The following is a 17,993-nucleotide window of genomic DNA, read 5'->3' as shown; positions in this document are numbered from 1 at the left end:
ATGTTTTATTTCAAGTATATAAAGCTAAGATACGCGCTTAGCGTATTAGAAGCATTTTATGAAATTCACTATAAGACAGTTAAAAACGAATCAGTAACAGCATTGATTTCTTATGGATTGTTTTTGGAATTTTTGTTGGTACTTAAGAGGTCGTCCATATTTGGCATTTTAGCAAGTTGCGCATCTAATCGTTCATTCATCTCCGAAAAAGTTTGATTTCCAGTCAATACTTTAGAGGCATATTCATAGGGATATAATGACAATACAAGACCGTTTCTATCATATTTTAAGGTCATACCTCGTAGCGGATACTCAGGCGTAGCATCTTTAAATAATTTGAATCCATATCTAGTGATTAGAAAATCACTAAACGCATAGGCCAAAAATAGCGTTGCTTCTTTTTCTCCAAGTTGAAAAGCTTTACAATACAAGACAAATCCTAAACCATCTTGATCTACTTGATCAAGGTTGGTAGGATGATTCATAGGATGCGCTATTTTTCTTTCAATTTTATTATCAATAAAATAGCTTTCCACCATTTTTAAACAACCATCTAACATTCCATTCTCTATATGATCTTCCGTATATCTTTTATCAAAATACTCCGTTGAATAGATGGTATTAAAAGGCGTCCCTTCTTCATTTTTTTCTGATGGATGTGTTTCTTTTTTTGACGAAAACAGTTTTTTGAAAAAATTCATATCGTTTTTTGCTTAGAATTATTTTTACCAATAGGTACCACAAAAACCAATGGAATAGTTTCGCAGACTCGTAATGTATTTTCATTTAAAAGAGTAAGATAGCTATAATTTTGAAATGATATAGATTATAACTTTTGGAATGTAGAGATGCGCTTTCGCGAAAGCGTAACCAAAAACATAACCAAAAAGTTACATAGTTCAGAAATCTTCCTGTAGATGAAAAACGACGATTAATGAGTGATTTTGGAAGTGTTTTTTATAAAATCTTCTTTCACAGGCATGTATTGCTTTTTAATTTGCCCATTACGTATGAGTTCCTCAAAATACAGTTTTGTGCCGATGGTGTTGAATATGTCTGGGGTATTTTGAAGCTGTAGGTGTAAATGTGCCTGCGATGTATTTCCAGAATTACCACACTGTGCGATCACTTGACCTTGTTTGACCTTGTCTCCTTCTTGTACCCGAATAGAGTTCGCCTTAAGATGTGCAAAAAGTAGATATTCTTTTTGGGCTGTTTCCAAAACAAGCGTATTTCCTGTGATGTCAGTTGTATTTAAAACACCTGGCAGATTATCTTTTATTCCTTTGATTACCTGCACAACTTTGGCATCACAAGGTGCGATAATATCCTTACCAAAAATAAAATAACTTTTATTTTTAGAAGGATCCCCTTTGTATGGAGCGCCATTAGCCACCATGAGGATATCATACGCATATTGTTGGTTGATATCCGCCATGTGATAGTTTGCTTCTACGGTCTCTCCGCCCCAAAAGACAAAAGCTTCTTCTTTAAAAGGGAATATCATGTTGGTGACGTTTCTCGCAAATCTTGATGTATTTTCGGTATTATTCTTTGGGATAAAAAAACCACTGATGAGATTCTTTTCATTGAGTGTGAAAAATAGATCGCAGACTCCTTTTTCAAAGGTTGTTCTGTATACATGTGCCGAATTATGGATAGTCCAAAATTCCATCTTTTTCATACGTCCAAAATTGGATCTGACGGTATCCAATAGCTCCGAAGTTTGCTCCAAAGAAAGAAAAGCCTTTAACGAAGAGTCAAAGAGCGCATACACGTTCTCATCCTGAGAACTATTGTAGCTAGTTTGGAATTCGCTGACTACTTTTTGATAGTTTTCCTGTTCGTTTTGCGAAAAACAACCATAGGAGACAAGTAGAAAAAGTAGAAGAATAAACTGTTTCATAGAGTACTACTCAACATTTTTAAGGATAGTAATTTTTTGTTACACTAAAAGTAAGCAAAGAAGTTCAGGTTTGAAAAAAATAAAAACTCTAAGCTTTATGAAATTCTAAATAGGTTTACCCCGATCCACCGCGTTTTCCAAGTATTCCAAACCCGGTCAAATTGCGTAGCTTCCTCTGGTCTGTTTTCTTTAAATTTTTTGATGGCTTCACCAACAGTCGTGGACTCTTTTACATACTTTAAAAATTCAAATTGTTCTTTATGCAGATCATACACTGCCAATTTGTAGTTGTGACGCAAAACGACCGTATATGTTTTTTGTTCAAAAGGTAAATCAGGTTCTTTTCCGTTTTTAAAACCTGAATAAAACCTGCGTACGGGAAAATCAAATGAGAACAACTCACAAATAGGGACTAAGCGGAGTTTTTCTACTGGAGTATCAATAGTAGCGAGTTGATACGTTTCTTCTGCTTTTTGTTCAAAAATAACGCCTAGATCATATTCAAATTGCGCCAGTTCAATCACAAAATTAATCCAATCTTCTTTTTGAGGCGCGTCTTTGTCGGGTCTATTGGTTTCTAAATATTCAGGAAAATGCTTTCCTAATAGTGCTAAATTGTAATTGTAGGAAGGTCGTAACGCCAGATACTCATCGGCAAAGGCGCAGAAAATATCGTCCCCTAAGGCATATGCTAATGCGCTAAATTGTTGCGACATACAATGCCGTAATCTTGCAATATAACTGCGTTGGTAGATACCTAGATGCTCGCGTGCAGACAGCTTTTCAGAATCATGAATCACATCCTCCAATTGACGATACACATCAGGGAGGAGCTTGCTAGGATTTACACCCGTTTGTTGAAAAGGGTCTAACAGCAATTGCTGCATCCATTGTTGAAAATGAGCCAGGGGGATCTTCTCTTTTTCCATAGGTTCCTTTACGATTTATTCATCAGTTCCAAAGGAACGACATTCAACGGATTAGAAACTTGTTCTTGATCAGCATGTTGTATTTCTTTTTCGCTTCCGCGAAAATGAGGATCCATATACTTCCTTGATTTCATGAGTTCTGCGTGATATACCTCAAATGGTGGGATATTCCCATCCCATTCTAATAAAATTGATGCTTCTGGAGCGAGTTGATAGGTCATTTGGAAGAGTTTCCACACCTGATTGGTCACTTCACGATCGTGGGTGTCTATGATGTAGTTGCCCATGTGTTGGTGTCCTGCCAGATGCATTTGTACGATGTTATCATGTGGAATTCCGTTGATGTATGCTACAGGATCAAAGTCATTGTTAAACGAAGAAACATAGACATTATTGACATCTAGCAGCAATCCGCAACCTGTTTCTTCAGTCATTAATCTTAAAAAATCCCATTCGGTAATCGTAGAATTCTTAAATGCCGCATACGTGCTCGGATTTTCTACCACCAAAGGTCTTTCTAAATAGTCTTGTATTTGACGAATTCGATCGCATACATGTCGTAACGATTCATCATTAAGGGGTAACGGCAGTAAATCATGCGAATTGGTGGTTAGCACCCCTGTCCAGCATAAATGATCACTAATCCAAGCAGGGTTGACTTCATCAGCCAAGGTTTTTAAACTTTTTAAATAGTCAAAATTCAAAGGATCTGTACTTCCAATAGACATAGAAACCCCGTGCATCACCACGGGGTATTTGTCTGCGATTTGTTTTAATATATGTCTTGGTCGGCCAAAAGAATCCATGAAGTTTTCTGAAATCACTTCAAACCAATCTACTGCGGGTTCATTTTCTAGAATGTAGTCAAAATGCTCATTCCTGAGTCCTAATCCAAGCCCTAAATTGGGTAATCCTAATCGTTTAGTCATTGTCACAAGGGCACGCTTTTAAGGTTTCTGCAAGTTTCTTTTTACTATCTTCTTCCATCTTTCGTACTCTTGCATCTGCCGCAGCTTTCCGAGTTTCTTTATCATTGATGTACGAACACGATCTTGAACCACTTTGCGAACACGAAGAATAGTTTTGACCCGTAGTACCACGAAGTGTATTTACATATTCTTCGGTAGGTCCGTAGGGAAGGGGAGCAGTTTCATATTTCTCTCCGTTGGCCTTTCTTTTTTGCTCAAAGCGTGCACGCGCTAGCAGCCATACACTACGTCCTTTGTTAGGGCCTTGTGCCATAAAGCGTGAGTTAAGTATAGGAACACCGCAACTTCCTTGATAACGACAATCGTTTTCTCCAGGGTGACAAAATTCTTCGGAAGTTCCAAAGATGCCACATCCACCTTGCCCTTTACAGGCATTTAGCGTATGACATGGGTGTGCAACGGCAGTAGCACAATCTCCTTGTCCAGCACATTCATTATTTCCTGAATATCCTGCGTTTTTACATGAATTAAGCCCCATACACGTGTGAAGCTCTCTTGTTACTAATTCTGATGACATATCTCTAGTTTTGTTGTTGTTAGTGAAACGCTGTTTTGAAAAGTCCAAAGGACGTATTCAAAATAGCTAGTTGAACCTGCCTATGCCGGCAGGCAGGCGAATCTCGTTTTTTTAGCGGGATCTATGGTTTTATACTTCAATCCTTAGATCGATTTTCAGGTTCCAAGGCTCGCCTTGGGGTTTAATGCCCCTTAGTATATGGGGTGCTTGGTACTTTTGGGATATCTTTAATAATATCGTGATCTAGACCTACATCGGGAAGCGACGGGAAATAGTTTTCACCCCAATTTGCCCAATAGGAATCTATTTGACCAAGTTCCTCTAAGATTGCCAAAATTTGTTCTTTCGGTCTCAAATAACTTTGTTCAAACGAAAAAGGTTCAAATGTCAACGCCCCTTTATAGGCTTGATTATCCTTGTTATAGCTATACGAGTTAATATGATTTCCTGTCTCACTTAACAACCAAATCATCGATTTGTGAATCCCGAACATAAATAGTTCGTATTGCGTGTCGTCATCTTTGTAATAGCAGGTTTCGATCATCAAAAGAATGTAGGCAAATACAGCACTTCCTAATTTATTTGCCAAGGCTAACGCTGGATTTCCTCCTTTTGGATTTTCATAATCCGCTTGTTTAGGGTTGGTATCTTGATCGTACACAAAGTAGGTAAAGAAATCGTCGAGTTCATGGTACTTCTTAAATTTATCTTGATAATAATCCCCGAGGCTGTAGGCTTCTAAGAATTTAGCAAAATGCGCTAGTTCTTTTTCTTCATCCTCATAATCTCCAGGCCAGAATTCAACAGTCGCTTCCTTGTTTTTATCAACAATCACTTTCATCGGAATCGGCATTTTATCAGCCCCCCATTCTAGGGTGTGTTGTTTCTCTTCGTTTTGTTTGGTGCTACTTCCTTCTCCTTGCTCCACAATGAGATGTAAGGCCTCAATGGCCGTCGCACTGTCGTACACGCCTACCAATTCGCCGCTGTCATTTTCATTGGCAAAATGCGGATTATGATCTCTATCATAATGCACGGTATTCATGGAGTTTTGGGAGTAGAAAGGTCTTGGTCCTGCCCCTGTTTCAGGTGGAAGCAATTGTGGGCGTTTATCATAAGGGCCAGGGAAATTTTCCTTGATACACGCCATGATTTTTTCATACAAAAGACCAATAGTTTTATACTCAACTACGGCACCGCGTAGCATATCTGCATGCGGATCTGTAAATGGCTTCGGACTTTCAATTTGCAGGAAGGTCGTGAGTTGCTTTAATGATAACTTTGCCGCATTTATTTGAAATTCAGGTTCATGTCCGTCTAGTTGTGTCGGAAAGGTCAACACTTTTCCAATACCTAAAAGGTCAGGAGCAACTTGGCAAACCGCTTGTTTTACATTACAAGCCAGTGCCAAGTGAAGCATTTCCTCAATCACGACACTCATAGTTAATGCGGCCGTTTTATTGGCGTAGACTAAAATATCTACTTTTAATTCTTGTGCTAAGGCTTCGACTTCTTCTTTACTTCTCTTTCCAGATTGGGAGAGCTGTGCATGAAGTTTTGCGTACAGTTTATCTTGATCTTGCGCTCTGTTTATGGAGTAATAGGTTGACAAATAGGTAGGGATGGTGGCAAGTTCTAACGCAATGGCTTGCTGCATCACATCTTCAAGATTGTCTGGAGTTACCTTGGTATCAAATTTGAATAGTTTTTTAGTTGACATACAATGGATTGTTTTGGTAGACTGTTTTTATGGGTTATTCATTCCTTTTAGATCAGAAACGGCGTTTCAATTCCGAGTTGAATATTTAACAGCCTAAACTTATAAAAACAACGTTTATAGTAAGCAAGTACAAATACCTGTTTTTTCACTAAAATGGTTTGTGTAAGGTTGTTTTTCTAGTAGAAAGATAGTGAAAAATAGCTATTTGTCGTTGATGAATTGTTAATCGGGTGGCTATGTTTGCTTTCATTAGCATGTGCTTCGACAGGCTCAGCATGACATTTTGAGGTGCTTTTTTAGGCTGAGCACGCTTCTTCTATCTGCCGCTGATAAGTTCATGCTTTGACATGTGCTTCGACAGGCTCACATGACATTTTGAGGTGTTTTTTTAGGCTGGGTACGCTTTCGCGAAAGCGTATACAGAAAATTTCAAAAAGAGATGTTACTTTGTCCAATAATCCACCACTGTAACGTCTTCTACATATGGACCAATGAGTGTCACAAAGGCTTGATGCGCGGGATGGGGGAGGTAGGTGGCCCTATCTGCTTCGGATAAAAAAGTAACGAAAAAGCAATGTGTCAACCCTTTGTCTAGTCCTTCTGGGCTATTGTTGATTCCCCACTCAAATGAATGTATTTCAGCGATTTGACTGGGTAAAGTAGCAAATGCCTCTTCGATTGTTTTCAAAACTTCGGGGGTGGCACTCTCATTAAAATTAAACAACACCACGTGTCTCAGGAGTTTCTCAGGTGCTTTTGTTATGGTTTCTTGAGTTTCAAGAACGTCTTTAGGTGTTTTCATATCCGTGTTGTTATCGCAAGATTGTAGCGTTACAAAAAGGGAAATGAGTGTCAAGCATAAAAAGCTACGGAGAGAGGGTGTCTGCATGTGTGGTTTGTTTTGGTTTTGTGGTAGTAAGGTAACAATAATTTTTACGTGAATAGATTATAATGATACTCTTGTCACAATTAGTGCAGCTTCTTTTGTCAGTCTAATGTGCTCTCGATCTTAATAAAATTCTCCGTGTTTTTTGCAGATGATACTAACTTTTGCTTTCGTTGTTTTGTAATCATTTTTTCTGAGTGAATTTCGATTACTCTTTCTAAAAATCTGCTTTGTTTGTTCTTTGCTCCATATTTGGTTCAAATTGTTGATCACATAGAACTATTTTTATTCATGGACTTCAACATTTTTACCAAGTGTTTTAAATCTTACTCCATCAGATTGTATTACTGTTATGGTCATATTTCCACTTTTACTGGTGTTGATGTCTCTAACTGTTCCAGATTTACCTTTATGAGTTCCACCAATAACGTTACATTGTGCTCGGTTTATTATGTTTTTGAGATTATAATATTTTGTTTGTCATAATATTCAATTTTAAGAAGATGTCATTTTTTAGCTTGCAGGTAAGGTGTTTCTTTGGTTTTCAATAGTATTACTTATTGTTAAAAGAGTTTGGGAGCAAATTGTGATAAATAGATGCGCCAATTTCTCCATATATGACCACCCTCTGATTCTACATATTCGTAAGGCATTCCCATATGATCTAATTTTTTGCGATATTCTTCATTAGCCTTGTAAAGAAAATCAGTTTTACCAATACCGATCCAATATAAATTATAACCATTTTCCATTTGGGTTTTTAGACCTTTATCGATATCGGTGTACACTTTGCCAGAGGCATCTTCCCTTGGCATTAATGCTGCAGAAAACAAGCCTACATAATCAAAGGTATTTGGGTAGTAACGTGAAATATGATAGGAATGAAAACCACCCATGGAAAGACCGGCAATGGCTCTATGTTCTTTATCTGCAATTACCCGATAGTTGTTTTCGGTAAATTTGATGATGTCCATAAAATTGTATTCATAAGTACCGTTCATGGTCTGTGGGGCCATAAATTGCGGTTTAAAATAGCCATCACTTCCCAAACCAGGGGCAGCATCTTGAGAAACATTCCCATTGGGCATGACCACGATCATTGGTTTTGCGGTGCCTTGTGCAATGAGATTGTCCATTATTTGGGAGGTTCTTCCAAGATCCATCCATGCTTCTTCATCCCCACCAGCACCGTGCAGTAAATAGAGGACGGGGTATTTTTCGGTTGAGGATTCATATCCAGGTGGAGTGTATATAGTTAAACGTCTATCCATGTCCAAACCAGGTGAATCATACCATCTTTTGGCTACGCTACCATGGGGAACATCGTTCACCCGGTACAGATCGGCTTGACCATCGCCCACCAATAAAACATTGGTTACAGAAGCTACATCACGTATCAAAAAAGGATTATTGGGATCAATGGCTTTGAGGTCGTCTACTAAAAAGGAATAACTATATAATTCTGGACTTAAGGCCTCGGTAGTATAGGTCCAAATTCCTTTATCGTCTTTGGTTAGTGACACCTTCTTGGGCACATCCATCTCACCCATGGGTGTTTTTATTTTTTCAGTCGGTAAAAAATCTCCGGTTAATTTTACGGAATCTGCATTAGGCGCCATAAACCTGAAAGTGACTGTGTCATCTTCATGAATTTCTGGAGATACAATTTGTTGTCCTCCAAATAATTCTTCTTGAGCATGCCCATTGAAACCTATGCCCACCATAAGGAAGATAACTATTACTTTTATTCTTTTCATGTTGCTATTTATTAATTAAAACCAATTTTCTTTAGACCTTCGTGACTGATTTTGATCGCCTCTAAGGGTTTTAGACCGTCAAAGGTCATATCCTGTTCGACCATATAATATTTCATGCCAGAGAGTTCTTTGTTGTCCAAGATGTTCTTGAAATCGATGGATCCTTGTGCCACAGGAGCAAATCTACCTTGATCATCCATATCCTTTACGTGCCAGATTTTAAACCGCCCTGGGTATTTGTTGAAATAAGCAATTGGATTTGCTCCGGCTTTAGTCACCCAATAGAGATCCATTTGAAAATTGACAACTTCAGGGTCCAAATTCTCCAATAAGTAATCGATTGGTACAATGCCCTCTTCATTCTTTTTAAATTCAAAATCGTGATTGTGATATAGAAGTTTAAGATCGTATTTCTTCGCTTTTTCACCTAGAGTGTTTAAAATCTTTGCCAACTCTTGTACGGAACCTTTCATTCCCATACTCATTTTCTCCCTATTGAACTCAAACATGCCCATAGGTGGAACTGGGATTACAAAATATTTGAAACCCGCTGCTTTGGCATCTGCCAGTTGTTGATCGGCATTTTCTAAGGTTATGGAGCTTTGATGCGTACTGATTGGTTTCAACTTCATGTCTGTAAGCATTTTTTTAAAGTCAGCAGGGGTCATACCATAATACTTTCCATCTTCATAACCGGCTGCTTCGATATATTTATAATTGGCATCTGAAACCGCTTGAAGGGTGGCTTTGGCATTCGTTACCATATCATCTCTTAAGGTATAAAGGGCCAAGCCCCCAAATGTGTCCTGTGCGTAGCTAGAAAAGGTACCCACTGTAAATAGTACAGTACCCAAGAGCATTAAAATGGAGTGCTTCGATAATTTTTTCATTGTTGTTGTTATGCTAATTAATATTGGTTGTAAGGTTTTGAGTCATTATTTAAAGCTATATAGGTAAGGTGCTTTATGTGCTGTGCCGGTAAAAAGTTTTTCATGGCGTTGTAAGATATCCATGGACAACATCTTGCGTTGAAAAGTGGTTCTTCGTAACGGTTGACTTAGAATGGCCTCGTAGACATTTTGCAATTGTTTCATAGTGAACCTTTTGGGTAACAGGTTCATGCCCACAATTTTCTCGTCTATATTTCTTCTTAGCGTCGTCAATGCTTTTTCCACAATTTGGTTATGATCCATCATGAGCGCAGGTAATTCATCTAGGGCATACCAAGTAATGGAATCTGAAAAGCGATCAGGAACCAAGGTCACTTCCTCATAATTGATGAGGGCATAATACCCTACAGTGATAAAGCGATCGAGCATCCATTTATTTTTTTCCAAATCCTCGTTACTGGCCTGTAAAATTTGTTTCATCGCTTCAGAGTCAGAACGCTCCAAACTTCCAAAAACTTGAAATTGGTCAAGATATACTTGATCTAAACCCGTTCTTTCTTTGACACCTCTTTGAACAGCATCCTGTAAACTTTGGTTTTTTCCGACAAAGCCACCAGGGAGTGCAAAGAGTTTAGTGTCGTGATATTCTAAAATAAGAATCTTAAGGGCCGTACCATTAAAACCGAATATGACACAATCAAAAGATAGGTGGGGAATGAAATTCTCAATTTTTTCACCTTCCATTTTAATTGATAATATTTTAAGGTTATGTCAAATTAAACATAAAATTCCAAGCAATCAAAATATATTGTCACAAATTGAGACAATAGAGATTAAAATTATGAGAAACTCTAATTTTTTAGTTTCCTATATGTTGTAAGCTTACAGCCTTGTTTGTCAGGATGACAACCAACACGATGTTGTATTTCATTAGATTTTTAATTTCTAAGGGAAGCACTGATTTTAGGTGTGTGCTAGTATTGAACGCGGTACGATTGTGTGGTAGCAGTGGGGGGTATTAGAATTATGGAGTTTTCAAGGGTTACTGTAGTTGTAGGAAGTTTTAATCTATCAAATAAATCTTCCTATCTATCCATTTAATTATGTTTTCTTTTTTCTTAAAAATTCCTTTATAATAATCATTCATATTAACTGAAACACATATTTCTATGAAGTAATTACCTGGTGTATCTAATTCTAAACAATAAGGGAAAAAATATTCTACATTTGGTCTTATTCGTCCAGTTTTATAGTTTTTGTGTGATATAATACCAGATTTATTTTTTCCAATATTTACAAGTTTATCAGTTTGTAAATCATATTTAGAAACTTTCAATTCAAAGCTTTCATACAGTAAATTTAAATCTCTGTCGCCAACATTTTTTACTGCTGTAGAAATTATTAGCGAATACTTACTATTAGAGTTGTTTTTTTTGTGGTTAACATCTAGAATTTTTACGCTTAATCCTGCTGTTTCTTTTCTTACGACGAATTTGTAGTATGTAAATATCCCTCCAATAATTATAGTGGTTGGTATAGATATATTATAAAATGCTTTTGAGAATAACTCCCAATCAAATTCACAATCTATAAAAAGAATATGCATATTTACTTAGTGTTTGAAAAATATGTTAAAACTTGTTTTTGTATGTTTTCGTAATATTTTTAAGCAACCAAGTTAGCAAATAAATCACAGATAGAAAGTCCGAGGTTACTTTCGTAAGTTTGCTATAAATAATTAATTATAAAGGACACAGCTGTTTTGTTATTAAGTTAGGAAACCTAATAACGGTAGCCAAACATAAAATAGTATGAGTTGAGTAGATTTTGTGAGTATCTGAAAATTCACTTATTAGCGTGCAAACCTTCGTGACATGGTTTACAAACGGAAACAAGCCATTTGATAGGTTCTCTTCCAATATTTTTTCGGGCATATCTTTTGTGATGCACTTGTGTAGCTTTTGCCCCGCAGTAAACACATTTCCAATCGTCACGTTTGAGAACTACATATCGCTTGCGTCTCCATGCATCTGATTTTAAATAGACGTTACGGTAATAGTCACGTCTTTTTTTACGCTTTACATCAAATACCAAGCGGTCATATTGCCATTTGCCTATGGCAAGAATGAATACAAGAAGGATGGCGTATCCCATGGGGTTTGTGTTATTTGTGTTTGTCTTTTAAGGTGCCATAGTGTTATGAACACTCGTTTCAGCTTTCAGATAACGTGAAATTATAAGAACAGTAGTAATGATAGGAACTATTACTTCTTATCTATTTTTATTAGCTGCTACATTGATTCTGGATTCATGTTTTTAGTTAGTTGATCACTGTTTTGAATATTCTTTTTTAATTGAAGAACAGTTTCAATGCTATTACCTAAGTAATAATCTTTCAGTATGCTTACAACTCTAATATGATTCTCCGAAATTGAATCAATATTCCAATCTCGATATCTCATAAATATGTAGTTTGTATTTGCCCTTGTTTCAATAGCTCCTTGATATCTGATTTTCTTATCTGAAAATTTCCGGTTACTCAAAGATGCATTTTTTCTTCGATCAATTAGAGCAAGATTACCTAATCTATGTATCCAATTTTCATGCTCTTCAAGTTCAATATCCCACTCAGTATTTGCAATCTTCTGAGGCATAATATGTTCTACTGAAGAGTTATTTTTATTGAATTGAACTCTAGTGTTAAAATTCCCTAGCAGTAAATCTAGTTTTAAAAGTAGGTATCTTGTTTTGTTTACCCTTGTTCCTGCATAAGCACCCCATTTTTCATTTTCTAAATTATAGAATAGTTCATTTATATCAAGAGCAGTATTTGAATTTTCATCAGCGTATTCATATTTAAGATATTCACTATCTAAAAATTCATCGGCTGCTTGCTGTATTGAGGCATTGTCGAAAGAGTCACCTTTAAATTCCTCCATTTTTCTCAGAATTATGAAAGTTCTAGTAAGAGAAGTCCTTTTGCCTGTTAACCATGGAATTGTTAACAGGTTGTCTAATTTAATAATGAAGTCAATAATTCTATAATCTCCATATAATTCCCGATAATGTAGTAACGGTGCCATATAAGCTGACCCAAAAACAGAAGTCAAGATAAAGTTTAAATTAGAAAATAATTCCCCAGTTTCTTTTGTCGTGATTCGTCCATCGGTTATTGCTTCATAGTGATCAACATAAGTACCAACCATATCGAAAGTACTTACTCCTTTTTTTATGTAATTTCGTTTCCACATGAACTCAAATCCCTTTGTAAGGCTCTGATTGTCGTCACTTCTGTATTTCATTTTTATAAAAACCAACGACCATAAAAAGTCATCAAACCCTCTAAATGGCGCTCCTATATTATCTTCAAAGGAAGACCATTTTTTTGCATATTTCTTCCGCTCGGAATCACCTTCGATTACTCTTAAATTTTGAGCTCTTAGAATGTCGCTGACTTGTAGTTGTAATCCTCTAGAATTGAGAACGGTAAATAAGTTGTATGCATCATCTAAATTATCAGGTGTTGCAAGGAAAATTGCAAGGACTTTGGATGATAGATACGCAAAATATTTTTTAAGATATTTTTGATAATCTTCTGAACCTTTTTCTTTTAAGACTTTTTGCCACCAATTCCTCATTATTAGAATTGCAGAAGCCATATTTTTGACAGATGTAGCTGTACCTTTCATTTTTATTATTTCTTCTAAAGCATCTTCTTTCTGAGTACCATCAACAGTTAATAAAAATTCTTCTAAAAAATCTTTATCATCTCTAATTTCAAAGATTATTCTATTTCTTTCAGGAACGCCATCATATATATCTTCTTCTTGTTTCATTCTTTCGGTAACTTTTTCCTTTAATTTACCATCATTAGATAAATCGCGTATTACCCCTTGAAGAAGATATAGAGTGATAAACCTCTGCTGCCCATCAAGAATATCCTGACAGACATATTCAAGTCCATTCTCTTGAATTGTTTTAGTGTTCCAAATCATACAACCTAAAAAATATTCTTTTTTATCATCACTTTCCATTGCTTGTGCAAGATCTTCAAGCAACATAATGATTTGATCGATACCCCAGACATAAGGTCTCTGATACTCAGGAATATTATAAAAACATTCTGGTGAAAAAATATCTTTAATATATTTTTTACCTGTATCGAGATTGTAATTAGTCATTTGTTATATTTTTTCTGATTCTTTTATGGCGATCAACTCCTTATAAAATATATTCTATTATCAATATCCCGTAAATCTAACTGATTAACAGTAGGATCCAAAGTGTTTTATTTTGTAATTCATTGATTATTAAATATGTAAAATTAAGGGTAATCAACTTCTAAACTACAAAAGTTACACTAGACCTTTTTACGGTTTCCCGTACTCCGCTGAAAAAAGATTCAGAGAAAATTTTCGCGAAAGCGGAAAAATGAGAATATAGAATATAGATTATAGAGAAAAGAGAAGGGAGAAGAGATATTGTGTTTTGTCGTAGGTAAGAAATCGTATACTAGGTAGTTTTAGCTTCACGTTAGTTTGATGTGTGATCTCTCCTGTGGTCGAGATGACTGAACGCTGTCGCATGATCAGTATCATTTTATTTTCGTCCTGACTCCTGACTTCCTTGACTGCTGTTTCACTTTTCGTACTTCGGCAAACTCAGGATGACACTTATCGGAGTTTCATGAGTATAGTATAATCGTCTATCTTTCGACAGGTTCAGGATGACAACCGCTGGTATAAAACAAAAAAGCCATTTCATAACGAAACAGCTTTTCAAATATCATGTATATACTTCCTATTCTGGTAACTCAATACTCTCATAGGCGCCGAGGTCGGGCGCGGTGGTACGGTTTACGCCTTTAATGTCTAATGGGAACTGGTTGGCAGCACTTTGGAGACCTTGACCGTTACCAGCGGTTTCTTCGCCAACTTGTAAAAGGTTGTTCAAAGTGTCTTGAAAATCAGGGTTTCCACCACGAATGATATTGGTGTACAGCGTCGGATTGTCAAAATCAAATAACGAGTCTTCTCCAAAATTATCAAAGGTATCATCAAAACGGATCTGCGTATGGGTGAAGTTGTAATTAAATAAGGTCGCCTCATCACGATTAAACCCAAGCTCTTCGCCTTGGTTTCCAAAGATGATGCAGTTGGTGAAATTAGCACTCGTTAAATCTCCAACAAAGAGCGTTTCGCCAGCGAGGAGGGTATTGTCTAAAAATACGGCAGGGGTATTTCTAAAGCTCTGCGTCCAGTAATTGGCAAAGGTGCAGTGTGTGAAATTGTAACTTCCGCCTAATTGGACGAGCAGTGCAAACTGTCCGCAATTATTAATCACCACATTGGACCCTTCGACTGTCGAAAAACGGTTGAGTAAGCCTGCGGCCGAGGCATTGTAAATTTGGGTATTGCTAATGGTGAGGTTCGGACTTCCGGTGTCGGTGTTAGACTCATTCAGCACACCCACCGTTGCATTTTTGATGGTGGCATAGTCGATCTCATTGTTGACACTTCCATCAGTGAGGAGGATGGTGCCCCATTGTCCTGGGGTTTCTGCAAAGGAAGGTTCTAGACGATCGCCTTCAAAAATCACTTCATTTTCTAAAGCTTCTGGATCTGTGCTCAACGCGCCATTAACGTCTAAAGTCCCATTATCACCGACAATAATTCCGCTATCATCATGAAAATGAATCCGCGCACCGGGTTCTATGGTAAGGGTTTTTGGCGTATTCCCATCGGGAGCGCCTACGGCCATATAGCCATAAATGACATACGGTTTTTCGTTGGTAAAGGTAAGTTCGTCGTCAGTAAGGAAACGGCCTTCTAAGGTGGTTTCTACACCATTGATGTTTAGGGTTTCAACCATACCAGTGGTTTCGTCACGATCGGCAAAAAGGAAAACCGCGTCTTTAATGAGGGTCACTAATTCGACTTTTTGCTGGATCGGTCCGCTATCAAACTCAATCGCCTCGGTATTTAAAAATTCTAAACTTCCCGCACCCACATCATTGATGTCTGTAGTCACTTCGATAAACACAAAAATACTGTCGTTGGCGAGGATTTCTACATTTTCAAACGTACGTCCTGCCACGCCATCAACATTAAGACGGTAATCCGAATCTTCCCCCGTGGCTAGTCGAACCGAAGGGATGTTAATGGTCTCGTCTGAGTCGTTATATACTTTTAGATTATACGTGCTAGAGCCAATGTTGGTAAACACGGTGTCTAAGAAAATCGTGTCTTTAGAAAAACGAAGGTTTCCTGTATTGGGAGTGGTGTCAAAATCATTACGGCACGAACTTGCCAAAATAATACACCCTAAAATAAGTAATGTGTAAATACCGCGCATTCAGATATAGTTTATGACAAATATAACTTTTTAGAGATTGTAATATTGTATTGCTTTTGGATAAGTTTTTAGGGTTGTGTTTTATGAATGATTTTAGTTGTATTCATGAGACTCCCTTCCGTCTGTATCTCGTGCCTCGATACATCCACCTTCCCTCGCTGAGGGAAGGAGCTGTAATTTAGAATTTGTTCATGATATTGGTAAATGATAAGAGTTCCCCCTTTGGGGGTTAGGGGGCTTGGAGTAAGGGAGGTGTGTTTTTATATGAAGTACTAAAAATCATATTTCTCTAAACCAAAAATAGCGTAGTACGCTAATTTAGAGTGTTACTCTATTTTGAATATCGAACATTTGAAAATCGAATATCGAATATTGAAGTGGATTTATTGGAGATTAGTGATTGGGGATTTTTGATTTTTGAAGTATTGAGTAAGAATTCCCCCTTCGGGGGCCAGGGGGCTTATTTTTCCACAAGTTCTATTTCAAAAAGGGTGTTCCAGTGTTTTCCAGTAACAAAAAGACGGCCTTCATTGGCTTTGTACGCAATACCGTTCAATACTTCGTTTTGCGGATCGAGACCTGTTTGTACTTCTTTGGGTAGGGAAGTGAGGTCAATAAGCCCTTCGATGGCGCCTGTTTTTGGGTCAATAATCGCAATACTCGCCACTTGATAGGTATTGGCATAAATCTTACCATCAATGAATTCCAGTTCGTTAAACGCTCTAGAAACACTTTTGTGATTGGTGGGTTCTATGTAGGATTGCTCAGCTAGAGTCGTGGCATCCAGCGTCCATATTTTACTAGATCCATCCGATTTGTAAACATGTGTGCCGTCATTACATAGTCCCCAGCCTTCTTTACTTTGATTATACACAAATGTGCCTATCTTTTTAAAGTCCGTTAGGTTATAGATAAATCCTGTGTTTTCTCGCCAAGTGAGTTGATAAATCTTGTCATTAAATACGGTCAGCCCTTCAGCAAAATATGAATTATCTAATTTAATTTCTTTGTACACCTCTCCTGTTTGATAATCGACTTTTCGGAGTTTGGATTCGCCATATTTCCCAGCACTTTCATAGAGTGTATCTCCCACAAATTCTAACCCTTGGGTATACGCATCTGTTTGATGCGGAAACCGATTGATAATTTTATAGCCATAAATTTTTGGTGGTTTGGTGTGAAGTACGCTGATTTCTGTGGCTGCTGTAGCGGTTCCGTCAGGAGTGTAAATGGTCGCAGTTACTTTCTTATGACCTAATGTTTCGGTTTGTATAGCGGTTTTGAAATTGGCTACACTCGTAGTTTTTGGAAGTTTCTTGCCATCTATGGTGTAGATGATCGAGTCTATGGCATAGTTTTTTTTCGCTTTAAGCGAAAAAGAAATTTCATCGCCGTTCTGCACGGCATTTTTATCATTGGAAGTTGCCAGGGTATAATTTTCTGCTAGGTTTTTAGTATCTCCACAGGCGTAGATCAATACCGATAAACTAAGCAATGAGAGGGTTTTATAGAGCGATGTCATAGATGTCAAATTTGAGTAGCAATTTATAACAAAAAATCGATCAAAAAAATCTTGCATAGGTATCTAAATGATGTATCTTTGCAGGGGCAAGTCCTACACAACTAGCTCCTGTTGAATCCCCCAGGGCGGGAACGCAGCAAGGGTAGATGGTCGTAGCAGTGTGATGTAGGTAGCTTGCCTTTTTTTATGCCTATTATTTAACACATTATATAATAAAAACCGAAGCATTTGCTTCGGTTTTTTTGATTCTACTTCTCCCAATTCCCGCGTAGGCGGGAATCGGATCAAGACCAATTGTTGTGTTTATGCAAATATTCTAGTTAATCTAAATAGGAAGAATTCTACATTTTTGACACCTCTGAATTGTGCTCTAAATGCTTTGATTTTTGCATTAAAGGATTCTGCTGATGCATTTGTGCTTCTATTGATAAAGTAATTTAAGATTGATCGGTAGTTTATAGTTATTGTATTTGCGATGGTATTGAATGCTTTAAATCCTGTTTGTTCTACATTTTTATACCAA

General features: G+C 37.2%; 16 protein-coding genes and 1 other RNA gene. 1 reads left to right on the top strand and 16 read right to left on the bottom strand.

The genetic code is table 11. The features are described 5' to 3' along the window. Window positions 1–110 precede the first annotated feature (110 nt). The 15 genes from ACFO3O_RS00085 to ACFO3O_RS00015 form a co-directional block, all read right to left on the bottom strand. The gene (locus tag ACFO3O_RS00085) at window positions 111–701 is read right to left on the bottom strand and encodes a hypothetical protein (protein WP_379976471.1); all 591 of its coding nucleotides are present in this window, start codon (window positions 699–701) and stop codon (window positions 111–113) included. 230 nt (window positions 702–931) lie between these two features. Continuing rightward, complete coding sequence (locus tag ACFO3O_RS00080) at window positions 932–1,906, bottom strand: peptidoglycan DD-metalloendopeptidase family protein (RefSeq protein ID WP_379976470.1); 975 nt, start codon at window positions 1,904–1,906, stop codon at window positions 932–934. 95 nt (window positions 1,907–2,001) lie between these two features. Beyond that, window positions 2,002–2,835: an HvfC/BufC family peptide modification chaperone gene (locus ACFO3O_RS00075; RefSeq protein ID WP_379976469.1), complete on the bottom strand. Its 834-nt coding sequence runs from the start codon at window positions 2,833–2,835 to the stop codon at window positions 2,002–2,004. A gap of 8 nt (window positions 2,836–2,843) precedes the next feature. Beyond that, entirely contained in the window at window positions 2,844–3,764 is a 921-nt protein-coding gene (bufB, locus tag ACFO3O_RS00070) for an MNIO family bufferin maturase (protein WP_379976468.1), read from the bottom strand. Next, the gene (locus ACFO3O_RS00065; protein WP_379976467.1) at window positions 3,757–4,341 is read right to left on the bottom strand and encodes a hypothetical protein; all 585 of its coding nucleotides are present in this window, start codon (window positions 4,339–4,341) and stop codon (window positions 3,757–3,759) included. The genes bufB and ACFO3O_RS00065 overlap by 8 nt, the downstream gene beginning before the upstream one ends. A 181-nt stretch (window positions 4,342–4,522) precedes the next feature. After that, a complete protein-coding gene (locus tag ACFO3O_RS00060) occupies window positions 4,523–6,061 on the bottom strand; it encodes a ferritin-like domain-containing protein (protein ID WP_379976466.1) in 1,539 nt (512 codons plus the stop codon). 442 nt (window positions 6,062–6,503) lie between these two features. Next, window positions 6,504–6,863, bottom strand: a complete 360-nt coding sequence (locus ACFO3O_RS00055) for a Dabb family protein (RefSeq protein WP_379976465.1) — start codon at window positions 6,861–6,863, stop codon at window positions 6,504–6,506. A gap of 647 nt (window positions 6,864–7,510) precedes the next feature. Next, a complete protein-coding gene (locus tag ACFO3O_RS00050; protein ID WP_379976464.1) occupies window positions 7,511–8,671 on the bottom strand; it encodes an esterase in 1,161 nt (386 codons plus the stop codon). Between the two features lie 44 nt (window positions 8,672–8,715). Then, window positions 8,716–9,564: a sugar phosphate isomerase/epimerase family protein gene (locus ACFO3O_RS00045; protein WP_379977223.1), complete on the bottom strand. Its 849-nt coding sequence runs from the start codon at window positions 9,562–9,564 to the stop codon at window positions 8,716–8,718. Window positions 9,565–9,639: 75 nt separating this feature from the next. After that, window positions 9,640–10,338 (bottom strand): NUDIX hydrolase, encoded by a 699-nt coding sequence (locus ACFO3O_RS00040; RefSeq protein ID WP_379976463.1) that lies wholly within the window; start codon window positions 10,336–10,338, stop codon window positions 9,640–9,642. Between the two features lie 319 nt (window positions 10,339–10,657). After that, complete coding sequence (locus tag ACFO3O_RS00035) at window positions 10,658–11,200, bottom strand: hypothetical protein (protein ID WP_379976462.1); 543 nt, start codon at window positions 11,198–11,200, stop codon at window positions 10,658–10,660. Between the two features lie 239 nt (window positions 11,201–11,439). Then, window positions 11,440–11,748 carry an HNH endonuclease gene (locus tag ACFO3O_RS00030; protein WP_379976461.1) on the bottom strand — a complete coding sequence of 103 codons (309 nt, stop codon included), beginning with the start codon at window positions 11,746–11,748 and terminating at the stop codon, window positions 11,440–11,442. Between the two features lie 137 nt (window positions 11,749–11,885). After that, entirely contained in the window at window positions 11,886–13,775 is a 1,890-nt protein-coding gene (locus ACFO3O_RS00025; RefSeq protein WP_379976460.1) for a DUF262 domain-containing protein, read from the bottom strand. A gap of 619 nt (window positions 13,776–14,394) precedes the next feature. After that, the gene (locus ACFO3O_RS00020) at window positions 14,395–15,948 is read right to left on the bottom strand and encodes a hypothetical protein (RefSeq protein WP_379976459.1); all 1,554 of its coding nucleotides are present in this window, start codon (window positions 15,946–15,948) and stop codon (window positions 14,395–14,397) included. 460 nt (window positions 15,949–16,408) lie between these two features. After that, window positions 16,409–17,470, bottom strand: a complete 1,062-nt coding sequence (locus ACFO3O_RS00015) for a glutaminyl-peptide cyclotransferase (RefSeq protein ID WP_379976458.1) — start codon at window positions 17,468–17,470, stop codon at window positions 16,409–16,411. A gap of 84 nt (window positions 17,471–17,554) precedes the next feature. On the opposite strand from ACFO3O_RS00015, the gene ffs reads away from it, so the two are divergent. Continuing rightward, window positions 17,555–17,653, top strand: an RNA gene (gene ffs / locus ACFO3O_RS00010) — signal recognition particle sRNA small type. A 120-nt stretch (window positions 17,654–17,773) separates the two neighbouring features. Here ffs and ACFO3O_RS00005 read toward each other — a convergent pair. Beyond that, the coding region (locus tag ACFO3O_RS00005; RefSeq protein WP_379976456.1) for a transposase at window positions 17,774–17,993 on the bottom strand (220 nt) is incomplete at its 5' end.

The sequence above is a fragment of the Dokdonia ponticola genome (genome assembly GCF_042653865.1).
In the GTDB taxonomy this organism is placed as follows: domain Bacteria; phylum Bacteroidota; class Bacteroidia; order Flavobacteriales; family Flavobacteriaceae; genus Dokdonia; species Dokdonia ponticola.
Note: the sequence above shows the minus strand (reverse complement) of the source record. Positions and strands in the feature narration are given on the sequence as shown.